Origin of the sequence: Pseudochrobactrum sp. Wa41.01b-1 (assembly GCF_019464455.1) — a bacterium.
Taxonomy (GTDB): Bacteria; Pseudomonadota; Alphaproteobacteria; order Rhizobiales; family Rhizobiaceae; genus Pseudochrobactrum; species Pseudochrobactrum saccharolyticum.
Map to the genome: position 1 here is coordinate 1,058,778 of NZ_CP080493.1, position 18,155 is coordinate 1,076,932.

The window sequence follows — 18,155 nt, forward strand, 5'->3', positions numbered from 1 at the left end:
CTGCCCGTATTACGGGCAGCTCATCTGTTTTCAGTTTTAACGCAGTTTCAGCGTTGAAAGACCGATCATCGCCAGAATAATCGCGATGATCCAGAAGCGGATAACCACCTGACTCTCAGTCCAGCCTTTTTTCTCAAAATGGTGATGGATTGGCGCCATCAAGAATACGCGCTTGCCGGTCAGTTTGAACCAGCCAACCTGAATAATCACCGACAGTGCTTCCATAACGAACAGGCCGCCGATGATTGCCAGCACGATTTCGTGCTTGGTCGCAACCGCAACCGCACCCAGCATACCGCCCAGCGCAAGCGAACCGGTATCACCCATAAAGATCGCGGCAGGCGGAGCGTTGAACCAGAGGAAGCCCAGACCGGCGCCAATCACGGCACCAAGAATAACCGCCAGCTCACCGGTGCCCGGCACAAAATGGATTTGCAGGTAATCAGCAAAAATCGCGTTACCCGACAGATAAGCAATAAAGCCGAAAGAAGCCGCGGCAACCATCACCGGCACAATCGCCAGCCCATCAAGACCATCGGTAAAGTTGACCGCATTACCGGAACCAACCATGACAAAAGCGGCAAAAGGAATGAAGAACCAGCTCAGATCCAGCAACATGCCTTTCAGGAACGGGAATGTCAGCGAGGACGAAAACGGCTCCTGACCGGTGCGCATGATGACATAGGCAGCAATTGCAGCAATGATGAACTCAAGCCCGAGACGCGCCTTACCGGAAAAACCTTTATCCGACTGCTTTGTCACTTTCAGATAATCATCATAGAAACCGATAGCACCGAAGCTGATTGTTACCAGCAGCACAACCCAGACATAAACGCTTTTGAGATTGCCCCAGAGCATGACCGAAGCCAATGTTCCGAACAGGATCATCAAACCGCCCATGGTCGGCGTACCGGCTTTCTTGAAGTGAGTCTGCGGGCCGTCAGCACGGATCGGCTGACCGCGCCCCTGCCGGACGCGCAGACTGTCAATAATGCGTGGCCCAAGTAAGAAGACCAGCAAAGCTGATGTAATCAGTGCACCGCCGGTGCGGAAAGTAATATAGCGGAATACGTTGAAAAACGACAGATGATCCGCAGCATTGGCTAATAACATCAGCATCGGGTGAATGCCCTTCAGGTCGGTATCGGCACTTTAACACATCGCATTACACAAGAAATGCAGTGCTTAGTTCCTGTTATTCTTTAGCAGCCAGCTATGACTGTATATGAAAATCCGGTTTTATACTTTGCGCATAAAACCGGCCTGTTTATTCTGCTGCCTCAGAGACGGCATATTTTTTCAGCAGCGCATTGACGATTTTCACAAAGCCGATCGACTTTGACGATTTAATCATCACCACATCTCCGGGACGCACTGCTTTGACTACAAGTGGAAGCAGTTCGTCAACGCTTTCCCGATACTCAACCTGAATTTCTGCAGGCATTGCGGATTTCAGGGCACTCATATGCGCGCCGCCGATGAAAAGCATATTCACATGTGCATCCACAATCGGACGTGCCAGATCACCATGCAGCTTGGAAGATTGCTTGCCCAGTTCCAGCATATCGCCAAGCACTGCAATGCGCCGCCCCTTCTCAATCCCCTCGCCTTGCGGCTCAGTAGATTCAAGCAGCGACAGTGCCGCGCGCATGGATGCCGGATTGGCATTATAGCTTTCATCAATCAGCGTGAATGTACCGTCACCGTGGCGCAGACGATATTGCGCGCCGCGTCCGGCTTCAGCCTGCAGACTTGCCAGTGCCAGCACAACTTTCGTCATATCCGCGCCAACCAGATGTGCAGCGCCCATCACCGCCAGCATATTCTGTACGATGTGCCGGCCGGGAGCGCTGATCTTCACAGCCGCTTCCTGACCGCCGAGCGAAACCGTGATGCAGGAGCAATCCGTCTTCATCACCAGATCACGCAGTTTGTAGGTTGAACGGGCATTTTCACCGAAAGTGGCAATATGCTCAATCCCAGCCGCAACAGCCAGCGTTTCCAGCTGTTTAAAGCGTTTGTCATCGCGGTTCAGCAGCGCATAACCACCGGGCAGCACGCCTTCAAAAATCTCCGCTTTGGCAACAGCAATTTCTTCGAGATTAGCAAAATGCCCCAGATGCGCAGGCGCAATCAGCGTAATGACAGCCACATGCGGCTGAACCATTTTTACCAGCGGGCGAATTTCATCATGATGGTTCATGCCGATTTCAAAAACACCATAATCGGTATCTTCCGGCATACGTGCCAAAGTCAGCGGCACACCCCAATGATTATTGAAAGAAGCGGCGGAAGCATGAACCTTTCCGCAATCAGACAGAACATGGCGCAGAGCTTCTTTGGTGGTGGTTTTACCCACAGAACCGGTAACAGCAATGATCTGCGCTTTGGAGCGTGCGCGGGAAGCAATGCCAAGGCGGGTCAGTGCGGCCAGCACATCATCCACCACAATCATCGGCACCTGTAATTTACCCAGAGCAGGCAAACGCGCTTCGGTCACAACCAGCAGACCTGCTCCGGCAGCCATAGCAGCGGTTGCAAAATCATGCCCGTCAAACACATCACCTTTAATCGCGAAAAAGGCTTCACCCTTTCGCAATGTGCGGGAATCGATCGAAATACCGGTAATACCTTCAGGAAGGTGACCGACCGGCCGCCCTTCCATCGCTTTTACCATGTCAGACGATTTCCAAAGCAAATCACTCATTTAAAACGCGCCTCAAGCGAACGGGCAACTTCTGCATGATCCGAGAATGGCAGCGTCACATCATTGATGGTCTGCCCTTCTTCATGTCCCTTGCCCGCAATAATAACTGTATCGCCTGCCTGTGCGAGCAGCACAGCATGGCGGATAGCTTCATGACGGTCACCGATTTCCAGTGCATCCGGTGCCGCAGCCAAAATTTCAGAGCGGATAGTAGCCGGTACTTCCGAACGCGGATTATCGTCGGTGACAATCACCACATCGGCCAGACGGGTGGCGATTTCCCCCATGATCGGACGCTTGCCTTTATCGCGGTCACCGCCACAGCCAAACACCACAATCACACGGCCGGTGGTAAACGGGCGAACTGAAGTCAGCACATTTTCCAGCGCGTCTGGCTTATGGGCATAGTCCACATAAACAGGCACGCCGTCTTCAGTCGAACCGACCAGATCCAGACGACCCGGCGCACCTTTCAGACGTTCCAATGCTCGGAAAGCCGCATCCGCAGGCACACCGGAGACAATTGCCAGACCGGCTGCAACCAGTGCATTCGCGACCTGAAAATCACCGGCCAGCGGCAAAGCAAATTCGTAAATCTTACCGGCATGGCTCAGCTCAACATGCTGACGATGGCGTTCGTGTTCCACGCGTTTCAGCGTAATGAAATCGCCTTTACGACCAACGGTTTTCACATCAGAACCGGCAGCAACAGCGGCTGCAATCGCCTGCGGTGAAAAGACATCATCAGCAAAAATAATCGCGGGAGCACCTTTTGGCAGCAGTGTATCAAACAGGCGCATTTTTGCGCCAAGATAATCTTCAACCGTCGGATGATAATCCATATGATCGCGGCCGAGATTGGTGAAAGCTGCGGCTGTCAGCTTCACGCCGTCCAGACGGCGCTGATCCAACCCGTGCGATGAGGCCTCCATACAGGCATGGGTCACACCTTCATCCGCCAGTTCTGCGAGAAGTTTCTGCAGTTCCACCGGATCCGGTGTTGTCAGCGAGCCATATTCATTCCGTGTCGGGGAGAAAACGCCAGTCGTACCAATGCTTGCTGCCGCAAAACCTGCATAGGCCCAAATCTGCTGGGTAAAGGAAGCAACAGAGGTTTTGCCGCTGGTGCCGGTAACGGCAGTCATAATCTGCGGTTGTTTGCCATAGAATGTTGCAGCAGCCATTGCCAGCGCATGGCGCGGGTCTTTGCTGCGCAGCACAGGCACAGTGATGCCCTCGGCATTCATGTCTTCATCGGTCAGAATTGCAACTGCACCACGTTTAACAGCATCAGCCGCATAGGCCGAACCGTCATTTTTCACGCCTTTCAGAGCCGCAAACAAGCTGCCCTTCTGTACCTTACGGGAATCGGAACTCAATCCGGAAATCTCAGTCTGCGCGACTGAGTCCGCCATATCATTTACATAGGCTGCGATATCTTGAAGTTTCATGCCATTCAGATCCCGATTTTGAATTCATTTCATGTGACATAATCAGTGCTCAAGGCATTATTACGTCACATTGATCCCCTGCTCAGATCAGTCATTCTCATAAGCTGCCAGAATTGGTGCATTATCCTGCGCAAAGTCAGGCGACACACCCAGAAATGATGCTGACCGGCGGATGATATTTGCAACCATTGGGGCAGCATTGAGTCCGGCGGTCGCAGAAAGTTTGCCTTCCTCCGGTTTTGGTTCATCGATAATGGTCAGAACCACATAGGTCGGGTCATCCATCGGGAATGCAGCAAGAAACGCATTAAAACGGACATCTTTGGAATAACGGCCGTTAATAACCTTTTCCGCTGTACCGGTTTTACCGCCAACGCGATAGCCCTTTACCTCAGCACGACGACCGGAACCGATCTCGGAATTAAGACGATAGAGATAACGCATATCATCGCTGGTTTTAGGCTTTAGCACCTGCGTGGCAACAGCATTGGCCTCGTCTTGCGTGCGTGGCAGGAATGTCGGCGGAATAAGCTTGCCGCCATTGACCAGCGCCGCAGCAGCAACGGCCGTCTGCAAAGGTGTGGTCATCATACCGTGACCATAGGAAATGGTAATGGAGTGTACCTTCTTCCACACGCGCGGCTCAACAGGACGCGCCACTTCCGGCAGTTCGGTCTGCATACGATCCAGCAAACCAACGCGCTTCAGAAACTCGCGATGACCTTCAATACCTATCGCGTCAACTTCCTTACCCGAACCGATATTGGAGGAGTAAATAAACACTTCTGCCAGTGTCAGCCAGCGGGCTTTACCGTGGAAGTCGCGGATGGTCTGTCGGCCGATCGTGATCGGACGGGTCGCATCAAACTTGCTTTCCAGATTGAACTTGCCGGAATCCAGCGCCATCGCTGTGGTGAAGCTCTTAATTGTCGAGCCCATTTCATAAGTACCGGCTGACATCCGGTTCAGACGATCTTTTTCCAGCGCATTATAAGGATTATTCGGATCGAAATCCGGCACCGAAGCCATAGCAACCACTTCACCGGTCTTGGCATTCAGCACCACGGCTCCGGCAGCAATCGCGCGGTATTTTTCAACAGCGCGAACCAGTTCGTCGCGCATAATATGCTGCACGCGCAGATCAATCGACAGGCGGAACGGTTCCAGATTATCCGGCTGGGCAAGGCCTGCCATACGCAGATCGCTTAAGCCCTGACTGTCGATATATTTTTCCATACCGGCAATGCCCTGATTGTCGATATTAACCAGACCGACAATATGCGAAGCCGTAGGCCCGCCCGGATAGAAACGGGATTTCTCTGTGCGGAAACCGATACCCGGCACACCCAGCGCCATGATCTGGCTCTGCTGACGCGGTGTCAGACCGCGCTGAATCCATACAAAACCCGCACCGCTTTTCAGACGGCGATAGGTGCTTTCCCAGTCAAGATTAGGCAGAACCGTTGCCAGCAATTCCAGAGTTTCGTCCGGATCGGCAATCTTTTTCGGCTCGGCATAGAGCGAAGCGGTTTTAATATCCGTTGCCAGCACTTCGCCATTGCGGTCAAGAATATCCGGCCGTGCTGCAAGCGTGCTGGCCGCACCGGCGCGATAACCTTCATTATCACCGCCCTGCATACCGTAATAAACAAGACGGCCGCCAATCACCGCATAAATACCGACAAAGCAGGAAATCGCCATAATCAGACGATTACGAGCGCGGTTTCCGTGTTTTTTGCGGTTTCCGGCAAAGGCAACACTGTCATTGAGTGGAGACGTGGCAATGCCGCGCTCACTCTCAAGCGCGGCACTGTCAAATTCAGGTGCCTGCCCCAGAACCGGAGCATCATCTGATGAGGATTTTTTGTTTTTACGCCGGAACCAGCTGCTTTTTCCGCTCATGGCCGCACTCCCGGAACCACAACACGTAGCGGTGCCGCATTTGAAACCGCACCCGCCGGTGCAGTTTGCGCAACGCTGCCTGTGCTCATCGTATCAACAGATGCAATCAGATCGGCACTGCCACCGATCAGTTTTTCAATATCATCAGCCTGTTTCATCGGAATATCATCGAACAGACCGATCTGCGTCACATCAACCGGCTGCAGTTTCAGCTGTGACTGATAAATATCAGACAAACGCTGCAAACGGTTCGGCTGGGTCATAAGGCTCCAGTCTGCTTTCAGCAGATTGATCGTGTCTTTTTCAAAAGCGATCTGACGCTGAATTTTCTTGATCTCAACCACCTGCTTTTCAGCATCATGTTTGATCTTATAGGTCACGGTTGCCGCCACCAGCATGACTGCGATCAATATAATATCCAGAGTTCGCATCATGATGATTTCCTCTTCGCATTATCAGTTTCTGGCAAAACAGGCAGGGTTGGCAGGCCGAAAATACTATAATCCGCTTTAAGCGGCGGATATTCTGTGCGGATACCGGCACGCAGCTTGGCCGAACGTGCGCGCGGATTGCGCTCCGCCTCTTCCTCGCTGGCACCCACCGCGCCTTTGACTGCAGGCGCGAAGCTGCCCTGACGCATATGCGCTTCCGGCAAATGGCGCGAGCCGCCGCCGCCGCCCGCACGGTCTGCAAAGAAACGCTTCACAATACGGTCTTCCAGCGAGTGGAATGTCACAACAACCAGACGACCACCCGGCTTCAGCGAACGTTCTGCAGCAATCAATGCACGCGCCAGTTCACCCAGCTCGTCATTCACATAAATACGCAGCGCCTGAAAAACGCGGGTCGCCGGATGAATACGGTCTTTCGGATGACGCCCGACCAGCATTTCAATCGCATTGGCAAGATCACGGGTACGGCTGAAAGGTTCACTCTCGCGGCGCTTTTCGATCATGCGCGCAATGCGTCCGGCATGACGTTCCTCACCGAGAAAATTAAAGATGCGTGCCAGATCTCCCATTTTATATTGGTTAACCACGTCAGCAGCGCTCAGCCCCTGTGAGGACATGCGCATATCCAGCGGCCCGTCTTTCTGGAAAGAAAAACCGCGGTCAGCCTCGTCAATCTGCATAGAGGAAACGCCGATATCCAGTACAACACCATCAGGCTGCACATCGCTCAGCACATCTTCCATCTGGGAGAAGCGTGCCTGCACCAGACGCAAACGTCCCTGATATTCTGCAACCACCGCCTGTCCGGCAGCAATTGCATTCGGGTCGCGGTCAATGGCCAGAACTTCGGCACCGGTTTTGAGAATTCGTTTTGTGTAGCCGCCGGCACCGAAAGTGCCGTCCACATAAAGTTTACCGGCTTCAGGCTGCAAAGCACTGACAACCTCTTCCAGCATCACGGGAATATGACGGGAATAGTCTTCATGCTCTGATGCGCCCGCCGGAGTATCAGCGTGCTGTGTCAGTTTGTCTGCCTGCGCTTCCGGAACCATAATTTCCTTCGGTCCTGTCATTGTTTTGCTTTCTTCAGCGGACCCAGCGTGAGAACGGCAGATCCTTGCCCGCCAGCGGTTAAACCGCGGCTGCAGATTTCAGCATTTTGCATACCGGCCAATGCCGTATGCAGCACAAAATGTCTGGAAACTGAACAAAGTCTGGACGCAACAAACTGCATTAAGAAATACCACCGGGGTAAGGTAGGCGTCAACGCAGGCGCAAAAACCGCTCCGAACGTTGCCATATTATCGATTTTTGCGACTGCGCAGCCGGCCGGACACGCAATACGCCGTGAATAAATTTATCCAATATTAATATTAAGGAAGGGTTATTATATGGGCACAGTTATGATTTATCAGCGGTTAAAATGACGCTTTGTGCAGCATCTTTTGCCGAAATAATTTAAACAGAATTGTCAGCCGGTCTGTAAGCCGGGTTCTGTATGGCCGGGCTGTTTCCAGCCCGACGCGGCAGCCATTCATCTGGGACGGATGTCGCCACCCGCCTCTTGCAACCCACCCGGACGGCTATCCGGAAACTGATTACCAGACCGAAGCCTGATACGCCGTCCCTATTCGGTCTTGCTCCCGATGGGGTTTACCGTGCCACTCCCGTTACCGGCAGCGCGGTGGGCTCTTACCCCACCCTTTCACCCTTACCTGCCCGATACCCTTACGGGCGATGGCAGGCGGTCTGCTCTCTGTTGCACTTTCCCTGAGGTCACCCTCGCCGGGCGTTACCCGGCATCGTGTTTCCATGGAGCCCGGACTTTCCTCACTTGCCACCTTTCGGTATTGAACAAGCGCGGCTGCCCGACCGGCTGACATGCGTCTATAGGCTTGATCTGTCATAAAACGCAATAAAAAAGCTGGGCTCCGACGACGGAAACCCAGCTTTTGTAAAAAATCTCAGCCCTGCTGTGTAAGGGCTGTTTAGATTTAGGTTATGGCGTACAAATTGTCCCGCCAGAGCCTGAATATAAACAGGCATAGAGCAATTGCAGTTAACTGACCTCAGTTAACGGTCGCAATTGTGCTCTTAGAATGAACGCATGAAGTCTTTAACTTTGCTGCAATATTTTGCAGATGTCGGGTTCATACGCTTGGCACCGTGACCGGCATTATATTTCAGAATTGTGCCGCAGGTTGTGCCGCCGCCGAGCTTCTGAGCCTGCGCAAGATATTTCATGCCATATTGCACATTGGTTGCCGGATCATAAAGGCCTTTTGCCGAACCGGTATAACCCAGACCGCGTGCTGTACCGAGCTTGATCTGCATCAGGCCGATTTCACCGGCGCTGCCGCGAACATGTGCCTGATAATTGCTTTCATTGCGCACAACCGCATGAGCCAGTGCCAGCGGCACGCCATAGGAAGATGCATAACGGGCAATGATGCCGGAATAAGGCTTGCCTGACTTGTCTGTCTGCGCCTGCTTGGTTTCTGCTTTGCCGCTGATCTGATTATTCAGATCAATGCGGGTGCGAGCGGAACGACGCTCAATAACCGGCATTTTGGCAGTACCGGAAGCCTGTTTCTGATAGGCAGTACGGCTGGTATCAGCCTTGTTTTTAGTCGCTTCATTCTTCTTTGTTGCAGTCTTTTCTGAAGCTTCTTTTTTCGCTTTCAGGATGTCTACAAGATTTGTTTTTTCAAGTACCGGTGCACTCATGGCTGGTGTCAGACCGAACGAAACCACCGCCCCGCTGAGAGCGCATAAAAATCCAATTTTTTTAATCATAAACCTTAACCGTTGGAACTGTTGCATAATCCGTCGAAAGGTTTTGCAAGACATGCAAAAACAGCTTTCAACGCCCTTCCTTCTGGGAAACAGTCCGCCCCATCACCAGACTTGCTCAAGGAAATTGAGGTTGTATCTGACGGGGAAATGCAGCCGAAGATTGTCGGAGCAAGTCACAGATTGCAAAAACCTGTAACATTAGCGGATTATTTCTTGCGGCCAACAATAAGGTCTTTTTAAAAATCAGCTGGTTACGGTTTCACGCAAATTCGTAGAAATAAGCCTGTGCAGTGTCTCAATTGTCGAGATATCCGCCACACCATCAATCTGAATCGGGCGAAAATGGCGCTGAAATGCGCTCAGCACCACTTTGGTCCGCTCGTTAAACTCACCATTGATGATGATATCATAGCCATACATAGCCAGCATGGACTGCAAGGCCTCAACCGGCTGCCCCTGATCGCCCATGGCAAAAAACCGTCCGCCGCGGATCGGAGCCGGTTCAACCCAATGACCGATCCCTGCTTTAAACAGGGTCTCCCACGGAAAATTCTCGCCCGGATCAATCTTGCGTTCCGGCGCAATATCCGAATGGGCAAGCACATTCTCCGGCGCAATATTATAGCGTTCGCAAATCGAGCGGCAGAGAGAGATCACAGATGAAATCTGCGCATCAGGAAAAGGAGGAAAATTCTCCAGCACACCCGGATTGACAATCTCGATGCCGATAGAAGCAGAATTGATATCCCGCTCCCCTTTCCAGCAGCTGTTACCTGCATGCCATGCGCGTTCGCTTTCCGCGACCATCTGCACAACCTGACCATCTTCATGCACGAGATAATGTGCCGAGACTTCACGTTCAGGACATTTGAGCATATCCAGAGCCTCCTGCGCAGTCGCAAGCCCCGTATAATGCAGGATCAGAAAACGCGGTTCTTTACCGTCTTTACGCGGGCCGAAATTGGCAGATGCATCAATAACAGCGCCCTCATAGTCAGCTTTGCTCAGCAAGGCGCGCGGGGCGGCCTGATTATTCTGTGCCAAACCGGCTTCCGGTGTTGAATTATCCTGCATAGTCATGCTGACCCAATTGTTTCTCAAGTGTCGCCCAGGCCGCATTGATTGCAGCCAGACGGTGATTGGCTATTTTCTGAAATTCATAGGGCATACCGCGGGCAATCACCAGATCCGGATGGTTCTGACGCACAAGTTTGCGGTAATGCTGCTTGGCCTCGGTAAATCCTACGCCGCGCGTCAAACCCAGAACAGCATAGGGATCGGAAGGGCCGAGATTGACGTGCCTTCCGGCGATCAGCAAAAACTCGTCTTCTTCAATACCGAAAATTTCCGCCACACGCCGCAGGAACTGCATTTCCTTATCATGCACATAGCCATCGGCTTTGGCGATATAGAACAAACCATCGAGAACATCGGAAAGCGCACCGCAAGGCTCTTCCGCGCCGTTTTGCTGGGAAGAGCGGCACAGCGAAGCAATCTGACGGGCATAGCTCTCAAAACCGGCCACATCCTGCTTGGCAAGATTATACAATCTTGAGACGTGATCCGCCTCTTTTTCCGGTACTTCAAAAATATCCTGAAAAGCCCGCACTTCATGCTGCGAGACGATGCCATCAGCTTTGGCCATTTTGGCAGACAGCGCGATCATGGCGATGGAAAAAGCAACACGGCGGCGCGTTTCCGCATCGCCCTCAAAATAGGTACGGACGGCTTCAATCACTCCGGAAAACGCACTGTAAGCCGTCTGCGTTAAAAAATCAGCGATACTGGACCAAATCGACATAAGCTTATGTAATTCAAAACAACTCTGATGAAAACCATCAAGCGCAAAGAGTTGAATGAAATTCAGCTGACATTGCTGACAGCCAGCACCGGAACGCTAAGGACATTGCACAGAAAGAGAAAGCATTTCCGGCAATGCAAACGAAAGCCGGAATGCTCTTATAATTTTACATGGAGTTTGCAGATGACTGTTCCGCACGCATCTGACTTTCCATACGCACACGCACGAAGTCTTCTGCAGTTTTCTTAGCTGCCGCCGCCTGATCTGCAGACTGGCCGACACTCAGAGCGGTTTTCTCTGCATCTTCACCTGCTTTTTGCACCGCAACTCTCACATCTTCTTCTGTGAGTGGTTTCTTCAGTTCCGGCAAAAGCACAGCAGGACCTGCAACACTGTTCTGTGCAGCTTTGGCGTCAATTTCAGCCAGTTCCTGATCGGCCTTTGACTGCAATTCCTGCTCCGAATGAGCAATAACGGCTGCGACACTGTCAGGTTGTTTTTGTGCAGTCTTGTCATGCGTCAAAAATCCGCCGGAAAAGACCAGACCGGTCAGTACACCGACAGCAAGGATAAAAGCCAGCAGACGATACATTTGACCTCCTCAACCGCCTTCAGCAAGGCGGCTTACAATCTCTCGTTAATGCCGGAAATATTTAATTGTTCCGCTTTTTATTCCGGCAATTCTGACAGTATCCCCGTCAAACCTGTATAAGTTATGACCCAACTAATCAAAAAATATTTATAAATCAAACAGTTTGGCACGAGACATTGACCGGCTGAGACAAAATGCGTCCGCCCGCATCCCGCTGGTGGGAGGAATTATCCTTATTCCTCTAAAGGAAAAATTTAACCTTTTGCAGTAAGAAAGCATTCATGATTTCCCTGTGATTGTTGTGAGATGATACCCGATGAAGCCAGCAGCACTTGCCGTTCTCAGCCTTGTGCTGAGTGCATGTACATCTGTGGATTATGATTTTTCAGATGTGAAACCGTCGGCAGGTTCTGTCTCCGGCACAGGGATTGCTCTTCCTTCATCCAGCGCCAAGGCGCCGCGCTTCTACGATCGCAAGCCCCATGACTATACCGGTAAAACCCCGTGGCATTATCCGATCCATGGTACGGATGTCTCCAAATATCAGGACAAAGTTGACTGGCAGCAGGTGCGCAACAGCGGCATTTCTTTTGTCTTTATTAAAGCAACAGAAGGCGGCGACCGCATTGATGACCGCTTTGCGGAACATTGGGCAGGTTCACGCGCAGCCGGTATTCCGCGCAGCGCCTATCATTTCTATTATTTCTGCCGCAGTGCAGCCGATCAGGCACGCTGGTATATCCGCAATGTACCGAAAGACCCGAACGCCTTGCCGCCGGTTCTTGATATGGAATGGAACCCGCTGTCACCATCCTGTAAACTTCGTCCTGATCCGGCTGTTGTGCGCAAGGAAATGCGCACATTCCTGACCATGATCGAGCGTCATTACGGCAAGAAGCCGGTCATCTATACAACGGTTGATTTCTTCGATGACAATGATCTGCGCAGTTTCAGCGATTATCCGTTCTGGCTGCGCTCTACGGCCGGTCATCCGGATGAAAAATACGGCCCTCACCCGTGGGTCTTCTGGCAATATACCGGAACAGGTACAATTCCCGGCATCAAGGGTGACGCTGATATTAACGTATTCGCGGGCAATCATGCCCAGTGGAGAAAGTGGCTGGAAAGCAACAAAGTCAGATAAAATCGCCTTTACTGCGTGAATCTGACTTTACCATCTTCTTTTTCACAAAATGTTTATGCAGGACATAATTCAGAAAACTTGAACGCTCTGGTCAAAACCGGCCCGATCAACCAAAACAGCAAGACCTTACCGAGGTTTGCTGCAGAAAGAACTGAGTTATGTCACGCCCTGCTTCCCTGTCTGCCTTCAGATCAGTTTTTAAACCACTTCTGACTGCCGCTACTCTTCTCTCTACTGCAAGCTTTGCTTTTGCTACAGCAACGCAGCCTGCGGCTCCCTCAGCAGCACCATCCGCACCGGCCGCTGTCGCGATTGAAAAACCGGCCTGCGGCGGTGATTATAATGTCTGGCTTGAAGGCGTGGTGACTGAAGCCAAAGCCGCAGGCATCTCAGACAAGGCACTTGCAGAACTGCATAAAGCCCAGCTTGATGAACGCACATTGAAGCGTGACCGCACGCAGACCGTTTTCAACCTGACCTTTGCCGAATTCTCCAAACGCCTGATTTCCGAACAGCGCCTGAAAAAAGGCCGCGAAAATCTCGTGAAATATGCGGATGTCTTCAAAAAGGCCGAAGACACCTATGGCGTTCCGGGGCCGGTGATTGCTGCATTCTGGGGACTGGAAACAGACTTCGGTGCTATTCAGGGCGATTTTGACACGCTGAACTCGCTCGTTACGCTGGCTCATGATTGCCGCCGTCCGGAGCTTTTCCGTCCGCAGCTGATCGCATTGCTGAAACTGATGGATAAAGGCGTTGTTGATGCCGGTACCATGGGCGCATGGGCAGGCGAAATCGGCCAGATGCAATTGCTGCCGAAAGATTATCTGGAACGCGGCGTCGATGGCGACAATGACGGCAAGGTAGATTTGCGCAATAGCGTGGCTGATGCGGTGATGACCGCAGCCCGTATGTTGTCTGAACTCGGCTGGCAGCGCGGCGAGCCTTGGCTGGAAACCGTGCAGCTGACACAGGATCTGCCATGGGAAAATTCCATCCGCACCTATCGCCTGCCCCATTCGAAATGGAGCGGCTGGGGCGTAAAGTCTGTCAATGGCAATGCACTCGGCGCTGATGACGGTGACGCCTCCCTGCTCATCCCTATGGGACGCAAAGGACCGGCATTCCTCTCCTACCGCAATTTTGATATTTTCGTCGAATGGAACAAATCCATCGTTTATGCCACGACCGCCGCTTATTTCGCAGCGCGTCTGGCTGGCGGCGAGCCATTCCTGCTCGGCACACCGGAAGCCGGTCTTTCAACAGAAGAGCTGAAAGAGCTGCAGAACAAGCTCGTTGTACGCGGCTATGACATGGGTCGAATCGATGGTGTTTTCGGCACCATGACCAGAGATGCCGTGCGCACTGAACAGCTCCGTTTGGGCATGCCTGCCGATTCATGGCCGACACGTGAATTGCTCGAAAAGCTATAAATTTAGTGGGATTTTGATGCCGTCTGTAAAAAATTTTACGGCGGCATCAAAACTTTTGACACCTGCCTAACATATTGTATTTTTTACAAGTTTAAAATTCTGCATTGATTGCGAAAGCCGCCTTCACCGCTCCGCCCAGCGCCCTCCCATGAAATTAGACTTTTCTTTGGCCGTTTATGTCGATAAAATGACACAAACGGGAAATGTGCTGACACAGTTAAAAAACAGTCAATTTGATCGTGAGACCATGCCTCTTGCATGGGTGGTTAAAGAGACTGGAAGCGACATTTCCGGTTTAGAGTTAAGAGAAGCGGCTCCGGCATATTCCCTCAGATCGGGTTCTGTCAGGAGTGACTTTCCGGCCTTTGAATGTTGTTCATACGGCATTTGAAAACTGAACTTACAACCTGCTCAGGAGGCAATCCATATGGGTTTAACGCGTTCAATCAATGCCTTGGTATTTTGCGCAGCTTTTGTTTTTGTCGCAGCAATGATTGTCGGTGTATTTCCCTGACCTCGCATATTCACCATCTGAATTTCAGATGCTGACCTGATATCTGCATTTCGGTTTCATAATCAGAAAATATACAGATTACGGTCTTAATCAGAGACATTTTGCAGGCATCACTTTTACAGATACCACCGGCATATTTGGCATTCCGCAAAAGTAGATAAATCAAGTCCTGTCATTTTTAAAAACGAAAAGCCCTGCGGAAACATTTTTCCGCAGGGCTTTTTCGTTTCATCCCATATATTTTAAGCTGCGACCGGTGCCCTCACCCCAAGCAAATGGCAAATCGCAAAAGCCAGATCCGAGCGGTTCATGGTGTAGAAATGAAAATCATTCACACCGCGCTCAATAAGATCGTTCACCTGTTCGGCTGCAAGCGCCGCTGACACCAGCATATGTGTCTGCGGATCATTCTCCAGTCCGTCAAAACGATCTGCCAGCCATGCCGGTATGCGCGTTCCTGCACGCTTGGAGAAATTCGCCACCTGTTTGAAATTATGGATCGGCAAGACACCCGGAATAATCGGAATATAAATGCCTGCGCGGCGCACACGCTCCACATAACGCTCATAAAGATCATTATCGAAGAAGAACTGCGTAATCGCGCGGGTTGCACCATTATCGACTTTGCGTCGCAGCATTTCAATATCAGTAGCAAAATCCGGACTTTCCGGATGCTTCTCGGGATAGGCAGAAACGCTGATATCAAAATTGGCAATGGATTTAAGACCGGCCACCAGATCAGCACCATTCTGATAGCCGCCCGGTGTCGGCTGATAGGCTTCACCGATACCGCTTGCAGGATCGCCACGCAGCGCCACAAAGCGCGTCACGCCCAAAGAGGCAAAGGAGCGGACAATCGAATTGACCTCCTCCTTGGTTGCATCCACGCAGGTCAGATGCGCGGCAGGTGTAATGGATGTTTCTTTGATGATACGGGCAATGGTTTTATTGGTGCGCTCACGGGTCGAACCGCCCGCACCATAGGTCACCGAAACAAAAGCCGGATTAAGCGGTGCCAGACGTGTAACTGTCTCCCAGAGACGATCTTCCATCTCTTCGGTTTTCGGCGGGAAAAACTCGAAGGATACACGGATCGGATGCGCGCTCTCGGAACGGCGCTGCTGGCCAAAACTAGACATCGGAAATCTCCGTTATTCTTGCCGTCATAGTTTGCACCATGGGGCAAATATTCATGGCCACGTCACCATGAAGAAAATCACAACTGCGCCTGCCCGCACCTGAATGGCGCAAAGCTAAACATTGGAATGCTACTCAATATTGCCGGTGCCCTCAAAGTGCGTCTCAAAGTGCGCCTCAGGCAGCATCGGCGATCAGCATTCGCGGATCACGCGCAAGCCACAGTTTAATCACCAGTCCGGAAGCCTGCCCGCCCTGCGGCTCAAGCGCTTCAATTTTCTCCGGTTCAAGCCCTGCGGCTCTCATCCAGCCGGTCATTTGCTCATCGCTGAAACCAAGCCGCAAATGGGCATGTTCGTCACGCAGGAATTCCAGATCATGCGGCGCAAAATCCACCACCAGCAAACGCCCCTGCGGGCGCAGCGCACGCGCAGCCTCACGAATGGCCGATTGCGGCTCGTCAAGGAAGTGCAGCACCTGATGGATTGTAACCAGATCATAACCATCGCGGTCAACCGGCAGCGCATAAATATCGCCCTGACGCACCTGCGCATGGGCAACACCGGCCTGATCCAGATTGGTGCGCGCAACTGTGAGCATATCGCGATTGATATCAATGCCCACACCGCGCACATAAAGCGGGCTGAACATTTCCAGCAAACGACCGGTACCGGTGCCGATATCCAGCATCGATTGGAAAGCCTGTTCACCGACAATACCGCGCAGCGCATCTTCAACCATTGTTTCGTCAATATGCAGCGAGCGGATCTGATCCCAGCTTTCTGCATTGGCGCTGAAATAGGCAGTCGCACGCTCATGGCGCTCGGCCTTCACCTGCGCCAGACGCTCCTGATCGCGCAGCAGCAGCGGATCCTGATTATCCTGCCAGCCGATCAGCGCACGGGAAAGCCCCTGATGGATCGGCGTTTCCGACAGGCGGAAATAGGCCCATGACCCTTCCTGATAGCGGCTGATTAAACCGGCTTCACTCAGCAATTTGAGATGGCGGGATACACGCGGCTGAGACTGGTTGAGAATGGATGTCAGATCAGAGACTGTCAGATCACCACCGGCAAGCAGCGTCAGAATACGCAACCGGCTTGGCTCTGCCGCAGCCTTCAGCACTTCCACCATTTCTTCCAGGGCCAAAGGCTTGCCAATCATACCGCACTCCGCATTTAAAACACATAAAGATATGTTTATGTGATCTATGCGATTATTGCAACTAAAATCGACTGATAAAAGTTTTAAAATACCATATTTGATTTAAGCATAATCACGGCAAAGCACATACAGGAAGCTTCCATGGCCGCATCCGCAAAACGCCGCAAAGAGATTGAACTGACGCTCCGCTTATTGGCACCACATACGCCGTATTTTGACGCAGAGCAAATCCGCGAAGCAGCTGCCGCACCGCATATGCGCAGCCTCACTGCACAAAATGCCGTACGCCTGACACTGCTCGCCTATATCCGCCACACCTACACCGACTACGACAGACTGCGCGACGAAGGACTGGATAAAGACAGCGCACTTTATTGGATTCAAGATCAGATTTCAAAAAAAATCAGAGAATGGCAAGCAACGGGTTTACTGCCTGACAGTAATTACAGTGACCAATAAAATAAATATGTGGGAGATTAAAAATGTAATTTAAATCACTAAAAGGATTTTTAAATGCCTTATACATTCCAAATACAGTCATCATTAAATCAAAACTATATCGTCCCTAAAACAAGCGCCTTAAAAAACAGCTTTATTAATTACACAATACAGGGAATAGATAAAGCAGGAAACAATAAAAATGCAGAAACATACTGGGTTTCAAAGACAGATCCAAAGCATCTAACAGCGGATTTAAGTCAACCAGTACTCATGTACAACCCAAAGGAAAATCTTTTCTTTGGCGATAGCGAGCAAATAATTCCTATGAAATCCCCTAACCAAGGAAAAACTGGATCGGTTGCTGGCGCCTTTAATTTTACAACCTCGGATATATCGCCAAGATTTATTTTCAAACTTGTAGGTTCACAATACGAAATTTTTATCGATGACTACCGCATAACAGATAAAACAACGCTTACAAAAAAACTTGTTATGGATAAAACCAATTCAAGTCGAGTATTAATTACAGACGCAGAAATACTTCGCGACGGACTTAATGTAGACGACAAATGGATAATCACGGCTATTTCTTAATTCTTATTTTTTAAATAAAAGGCTTTT

At 51.2% G+C, this 18,155-nt stretch carries 17 protein-coding genes and 1 other RNA gene; 5 read left to right on the forward strand and 13 right to left on the reverse strand.

The window, feature by feature from the left end; genetic code table 11:
- Positions 1-36 precede the first annotated feature (36 nt).
- From mraY to K1X45_RS05070, 11 genes are all read right to left on the reverse strand, one after another.
- Positions 37-1,119: a phospho-N-acetylmuramoyl-pentapeptide-transferase gene (gene mraY, locus K1X45_RS05020; RefSeq protein WP_022711362.1), complete on the reverse strand. Its 1,083-nt coding sequence runs from the start codon at positions 1,117-1,119 to the stop codon at positions 37-39.
- Positions 1,120-1,267: 148 nt separating this feature from the next.
- Positions 1,268-2,707, reverse strand: coding sequence for a UDP-N-acetylmuramoylalanyl-D-glutamyl-2,6-diaminopimelate--D-alanyl-D-alanine ligase (locus tag K1X45_RS05025; protein ID WP_220159992.1), 1,440 nt, complete (start codon positions 2,705-2,707; stop codon positions 1,268-1,270).
- Positions 2,704-4,158 (reverse strand): UDP-N-acetylmuramoyl-L-alanyl-D-glutamate--2,6-diaminopimelate ligase, encoded by a 1,455-nt coding sequence (locus tag K1X45_RS05030; RefSeq protein WP_220159993.1) that lies wholly within the window; start codon positions 4,156-4,158, stop codon positions 2,704-2,706. The genes K1X45_RS05025 and K1X45_RS05030 overlap by 4 nt, the downstream gene beginning before the upstream one ends.
- Positions 4,159-4,245: 87 nt before the next feature.
- Complete coding sequence (locus tag K1X45_RS05035) at positions 4,246-6,060, reverse strand: penicillin-binding protein 2 (protein ID WP_022711359.1); 1,815 nt, start codon at positions 6,058-6,060, stop codon at positions 4,246-4,248.
- On the reverse strand, positions 6,057-6,494 hold the full coding sequence (locus K1X45_RS05040; RefSeq protein WP_255560640.1) for a hypothetical protein: 438 nt from the start codon (positions 6,492-6,494) through the stop codon (positions 6,057-6,059). Before K1X45_RS05040 ends, K1X45_RS05035 begins: the two co-directional genes overlap by 4 nt.
- Entirely contained in the window at positions 6,491-7,585 is a 1,095-nt protein-coding gene (gene rsmH, locus K1X45_RS05045; protein WP_255560642.1) for a 16S rRNA (cytosine(1402)-N(4))-methyltransferase RsmH, read from the reverse strand. Before rsmH ends, K1X45_RS05040 begins: the two co-directional genes overlap by 4 nt.
- A gap of 394 nt (positions 7,586-7,979) precedes the next feature.
- An RNA gene (rnpB, locus tag K1X45_RS05050) (RNase P RNA component class A) lies at positions 7,980-8,392 on the reverse strand.
- Between the two features lie 214 nt (positions 8,393-8,606).
- Complete coding sequence (locus tag K1X45_RS05055; RefSeq protein ID WP_220159994.1) at positions 8,607-9,308, reverse strand: lytic transglycosylase domain-containing protein; 702 nt, start codon at positions 9,306-9,308, stop codon at positions 8,607-8,609.
- 243 nt (positions 9,309-9,551) lie between these two features.
- Positions 9,552-10,382, reverse strand: a complete 831-nt coding sequence (locus tag K1X45_RS05060) for an N-acetylmuramoyl-L-alanine amidase (protein ID WP_220159995.1) — start codon at positions 10,380-10,382, stop codon at positions 9,552-9,554.
- Positions 10,372-11,109, reverse strand: coding sequence for a DnaJ family molecular chaperone (locus K1X45_RS05065; protein WP_022711008.1), 738 nt, complete (start codon positions 11,107-11,109; stop codon positions 10,372-10,374). The genes K1X45_RS05060 and K1X45_RS05065 overlap by 11 nt, the downstream gene beginning before the upstream one ends.
- A 166-nt stretch (positions 11,110-11,275) precedes the next feature.
- A complete protein-coding gene (locus K1X45_RS05070; RefSeq protein ID WP_220159996.1) occupies positions 11,276-11,701 on the reverse strand; it encodes a hypothetical protein in 426 nt (141 codons plus the stop codon).
- A gap of 316 nt (positions 11,702-12,017) precedes the next feature.
- Between K1X45_RS05070 and K1X45_RS05075 the strand changes: the two genes are divergently transcribed.
- The 3 genes from K1X45_RS05075 to K1X45_RS05085 all read left to right on the forward strand — a co-directional run bounded on the left by K1X45_RS05075 (position 12,018) and on the right by K1X45_RS05085 (position 14,669).
- The gene (locus K1X45_RS05075) at positions 12,018-12,845 is read left to right on the forward strand and encodes a GH25 family lysozyme (protein WP_220159997.1); all 828 of its coding nucleotides are present in this window, start codon (positions 12,018-12,020) and stop codon (positions 12,843-12,845) included.
- A gap of 158 nt (positions 12,846-13,003) precedes the next feature.
- A complete protein-coding gene (locus K1X45_RS05080) occupies positions 13,004-14,278 on the forward strand; it encodes a lytic murein transglycosylase (protein ID WP_220159998.1) in 1,275 nt (424 codons plus the stop codon).
- Between the two features lie 148 nt (positions 14,279-14,426).
- Positions 14,427-14,669, forward strand: coding sequence for a hypothetical protein (locus tag K1X45_RS05085; RefSeq protein WP_220159999.1), 243 nt, complete (start codon positions 14,427-14,429; stop codon positions 14,667-14,669).
- 365 nt (positions 14,670-15,034) lie between these two features.
- On the opposite strand, the gene metF is transcribed toward K1X45_RS05085, so the two are convergent.
- Together metF and K1X45_RS05095 are read right to left on the reverse strand one after the other, a co-directional pair.
- A complete protein-coding gene (gene metF / locus K1X45_RS05090) occupies positions 15,035-15,931 on the reverse strand; it encodes a methylenetetrahydrofolate reductase [NAD(P)H] (RefSeq protein WP_022711001.1) in 897 nt (298 codons plus the stop codon).
- Between the two features lie 175 nt (positions 15,932-16,106).
- Entirely contained in the window at positions 16,107-17,093 is a 987-nt protein-coding gene (locus tag K1X45_RS05095) for a metalloregulator ArsR/SmtB family transcription factor (RefSeq protein WP_220160000.1), read from the reverse strand.
- A gap of 141 nt (positions 17,094-17,234) precedes the next feature.
- Between K1X45_RS05095 and K1X45_RS05100 the strand changes: the two genes are divergently transcribed.
- Complete coding sequence (locus tag K1X45_RS05100; protein WP_220160001.1) at positions 17,235-17,552, forward strand: DUF2293 domain-containing protein; 318 nt, start codon at positions 17,235-17,237, stop codon at positions 17,550-17,552.
- A 54-nt stretch (positions 17,553-17,606) separates the two neighbouring features.
- Positions 17,607-18,128 (forward strand): hypothetical protein, encoded by a 522-nt coding sequence (locus K1X45_RS05105; RefSeq protein WP_220160002.1) that lies wholly within the window; start codon positions 17,607-17,609, stop codon positions 18,126-18,128.
- Positions 18,129-18,155 lie beyond the last annotated feature (27 nt).

Bases quoted from the DNA above. Each gene is read 5' to 3' on its own strand.
- mraY (WP_022711362.1), bottom strand. From the start codon at position 1,119: ATGCTGATGTTATTAGCCAATGCTGCGGATCATCTGTCGTTTTTCAAC.
- K1X45_RS05025 (WP_220159992.1), bottom strand. From the start codon at position 2,707: ATGAGTGATTTGCTTTGGAAATCGTCTGACATGGTAAAAGCGATGGAA.
- K1X45_RS05030 (WP_220159993.1), bottom strand. From the start codon at position 4,158: ATGAAACTTCAAGATATCGCAGCCTATGTAAATGATATGGCGGACTCA.
- K1X45_RS05035 (WP_022711359.1), bottom strand. From the start codon at position 6,060: ATGAGCGGAAAAAGCAGCTGGTTCCGGCGTAAAAACAAAAAATCCTCA.
- K1X45_RS05040 (WP_255560640.1), bottom strand. From the start codon at position 6,494: ATGATGCGAACTCTGGATATTATATTGATCGCAGTCATGCTGGTGGCG.
- rsmH (WP_255560642.1), bottom strand. From the start codon at position 7,585: ATGACAGGACCGAAGGAAATTATGGTTCCGGAAGCGCAGGCAGACAAA.
- K1X45_RS05055 (WP_220159994.1), bottom strand. From the start codon at position 9,308: ATGATTAAAAAAATTGGATTTTTATGCGCTCTCAGCGGGGCGGTGGTT.
- K1X45_RS05060 (WP_220159995.1), bottom strand. From the start codon at position 10,382: ATGCAGGATAATTCAACACCGGAAGCCGGTTTGGCACAGAATAATCAG.
- K1X45_RS05065 (WP_022711008.1), bottom strand. From the start codon at position 11,109: ATGTCGATTTGGTCCAGTATCGCTGATTTTTTAACGCAGACGGCTTAC.
- K1X45_RS05070 (WP_220159996.1), bottom strand. From the start codon at position 11,701: ATGTATCGTCTGCTGGCTTTTATCCTTGCTGTCGGTGTACTGACCGGT.
- K1X45_RS05075 (WP_220159997.1), top strand. From the start codon at position 12,018: ATGAAGCCAGCAGCACTTGCCGTTCTCAGCCTTGTGCTGAGTGCATGT.
- K1X45_RS05080 (WP_220159998.1), top strand. From the start codon at position 13,004: ATGTCACGCCCTGCTTCCCTGTCTGCCTTCAGATCAGTTTTTAAACCA.
- K1X45_RS05085 (WP_220159999.1), top strand. From the start codon at position 14,427: ATGAAATTAGACTTTTCTTTGGCCGTTTATGTCGATAAAATGACACAA.
- metF (WP_022711001.1), bottom strand. From the start codon at position 15,931: ATGTCTAGTTTTGGCCAGCAGCGCCGTTCCGAGAGCGCGCATCCGATC.
- K1X45_RS05095 (WP_220160000.1), bottom strand. From the start codon at position 17,093: ATGATTGGCAAGCCTTTGGCCCTGGAAGAAATGGTGGAAGTGCTGAAG.
- K1X45_RS05100 (WP_220160001.1), top strand. From the start codon at position 17,235: ATGGCCGCATCCGCAAAACGCCGCAAAGAGATTGAACTGACGCTCCGC.
- K1X45_RS05105 (WP_220160002.1), top strand. From the start codon at position 17,607: ATGCCTTATACATTCCAAATACAGTCATCATTAAATCAAAACTATATC.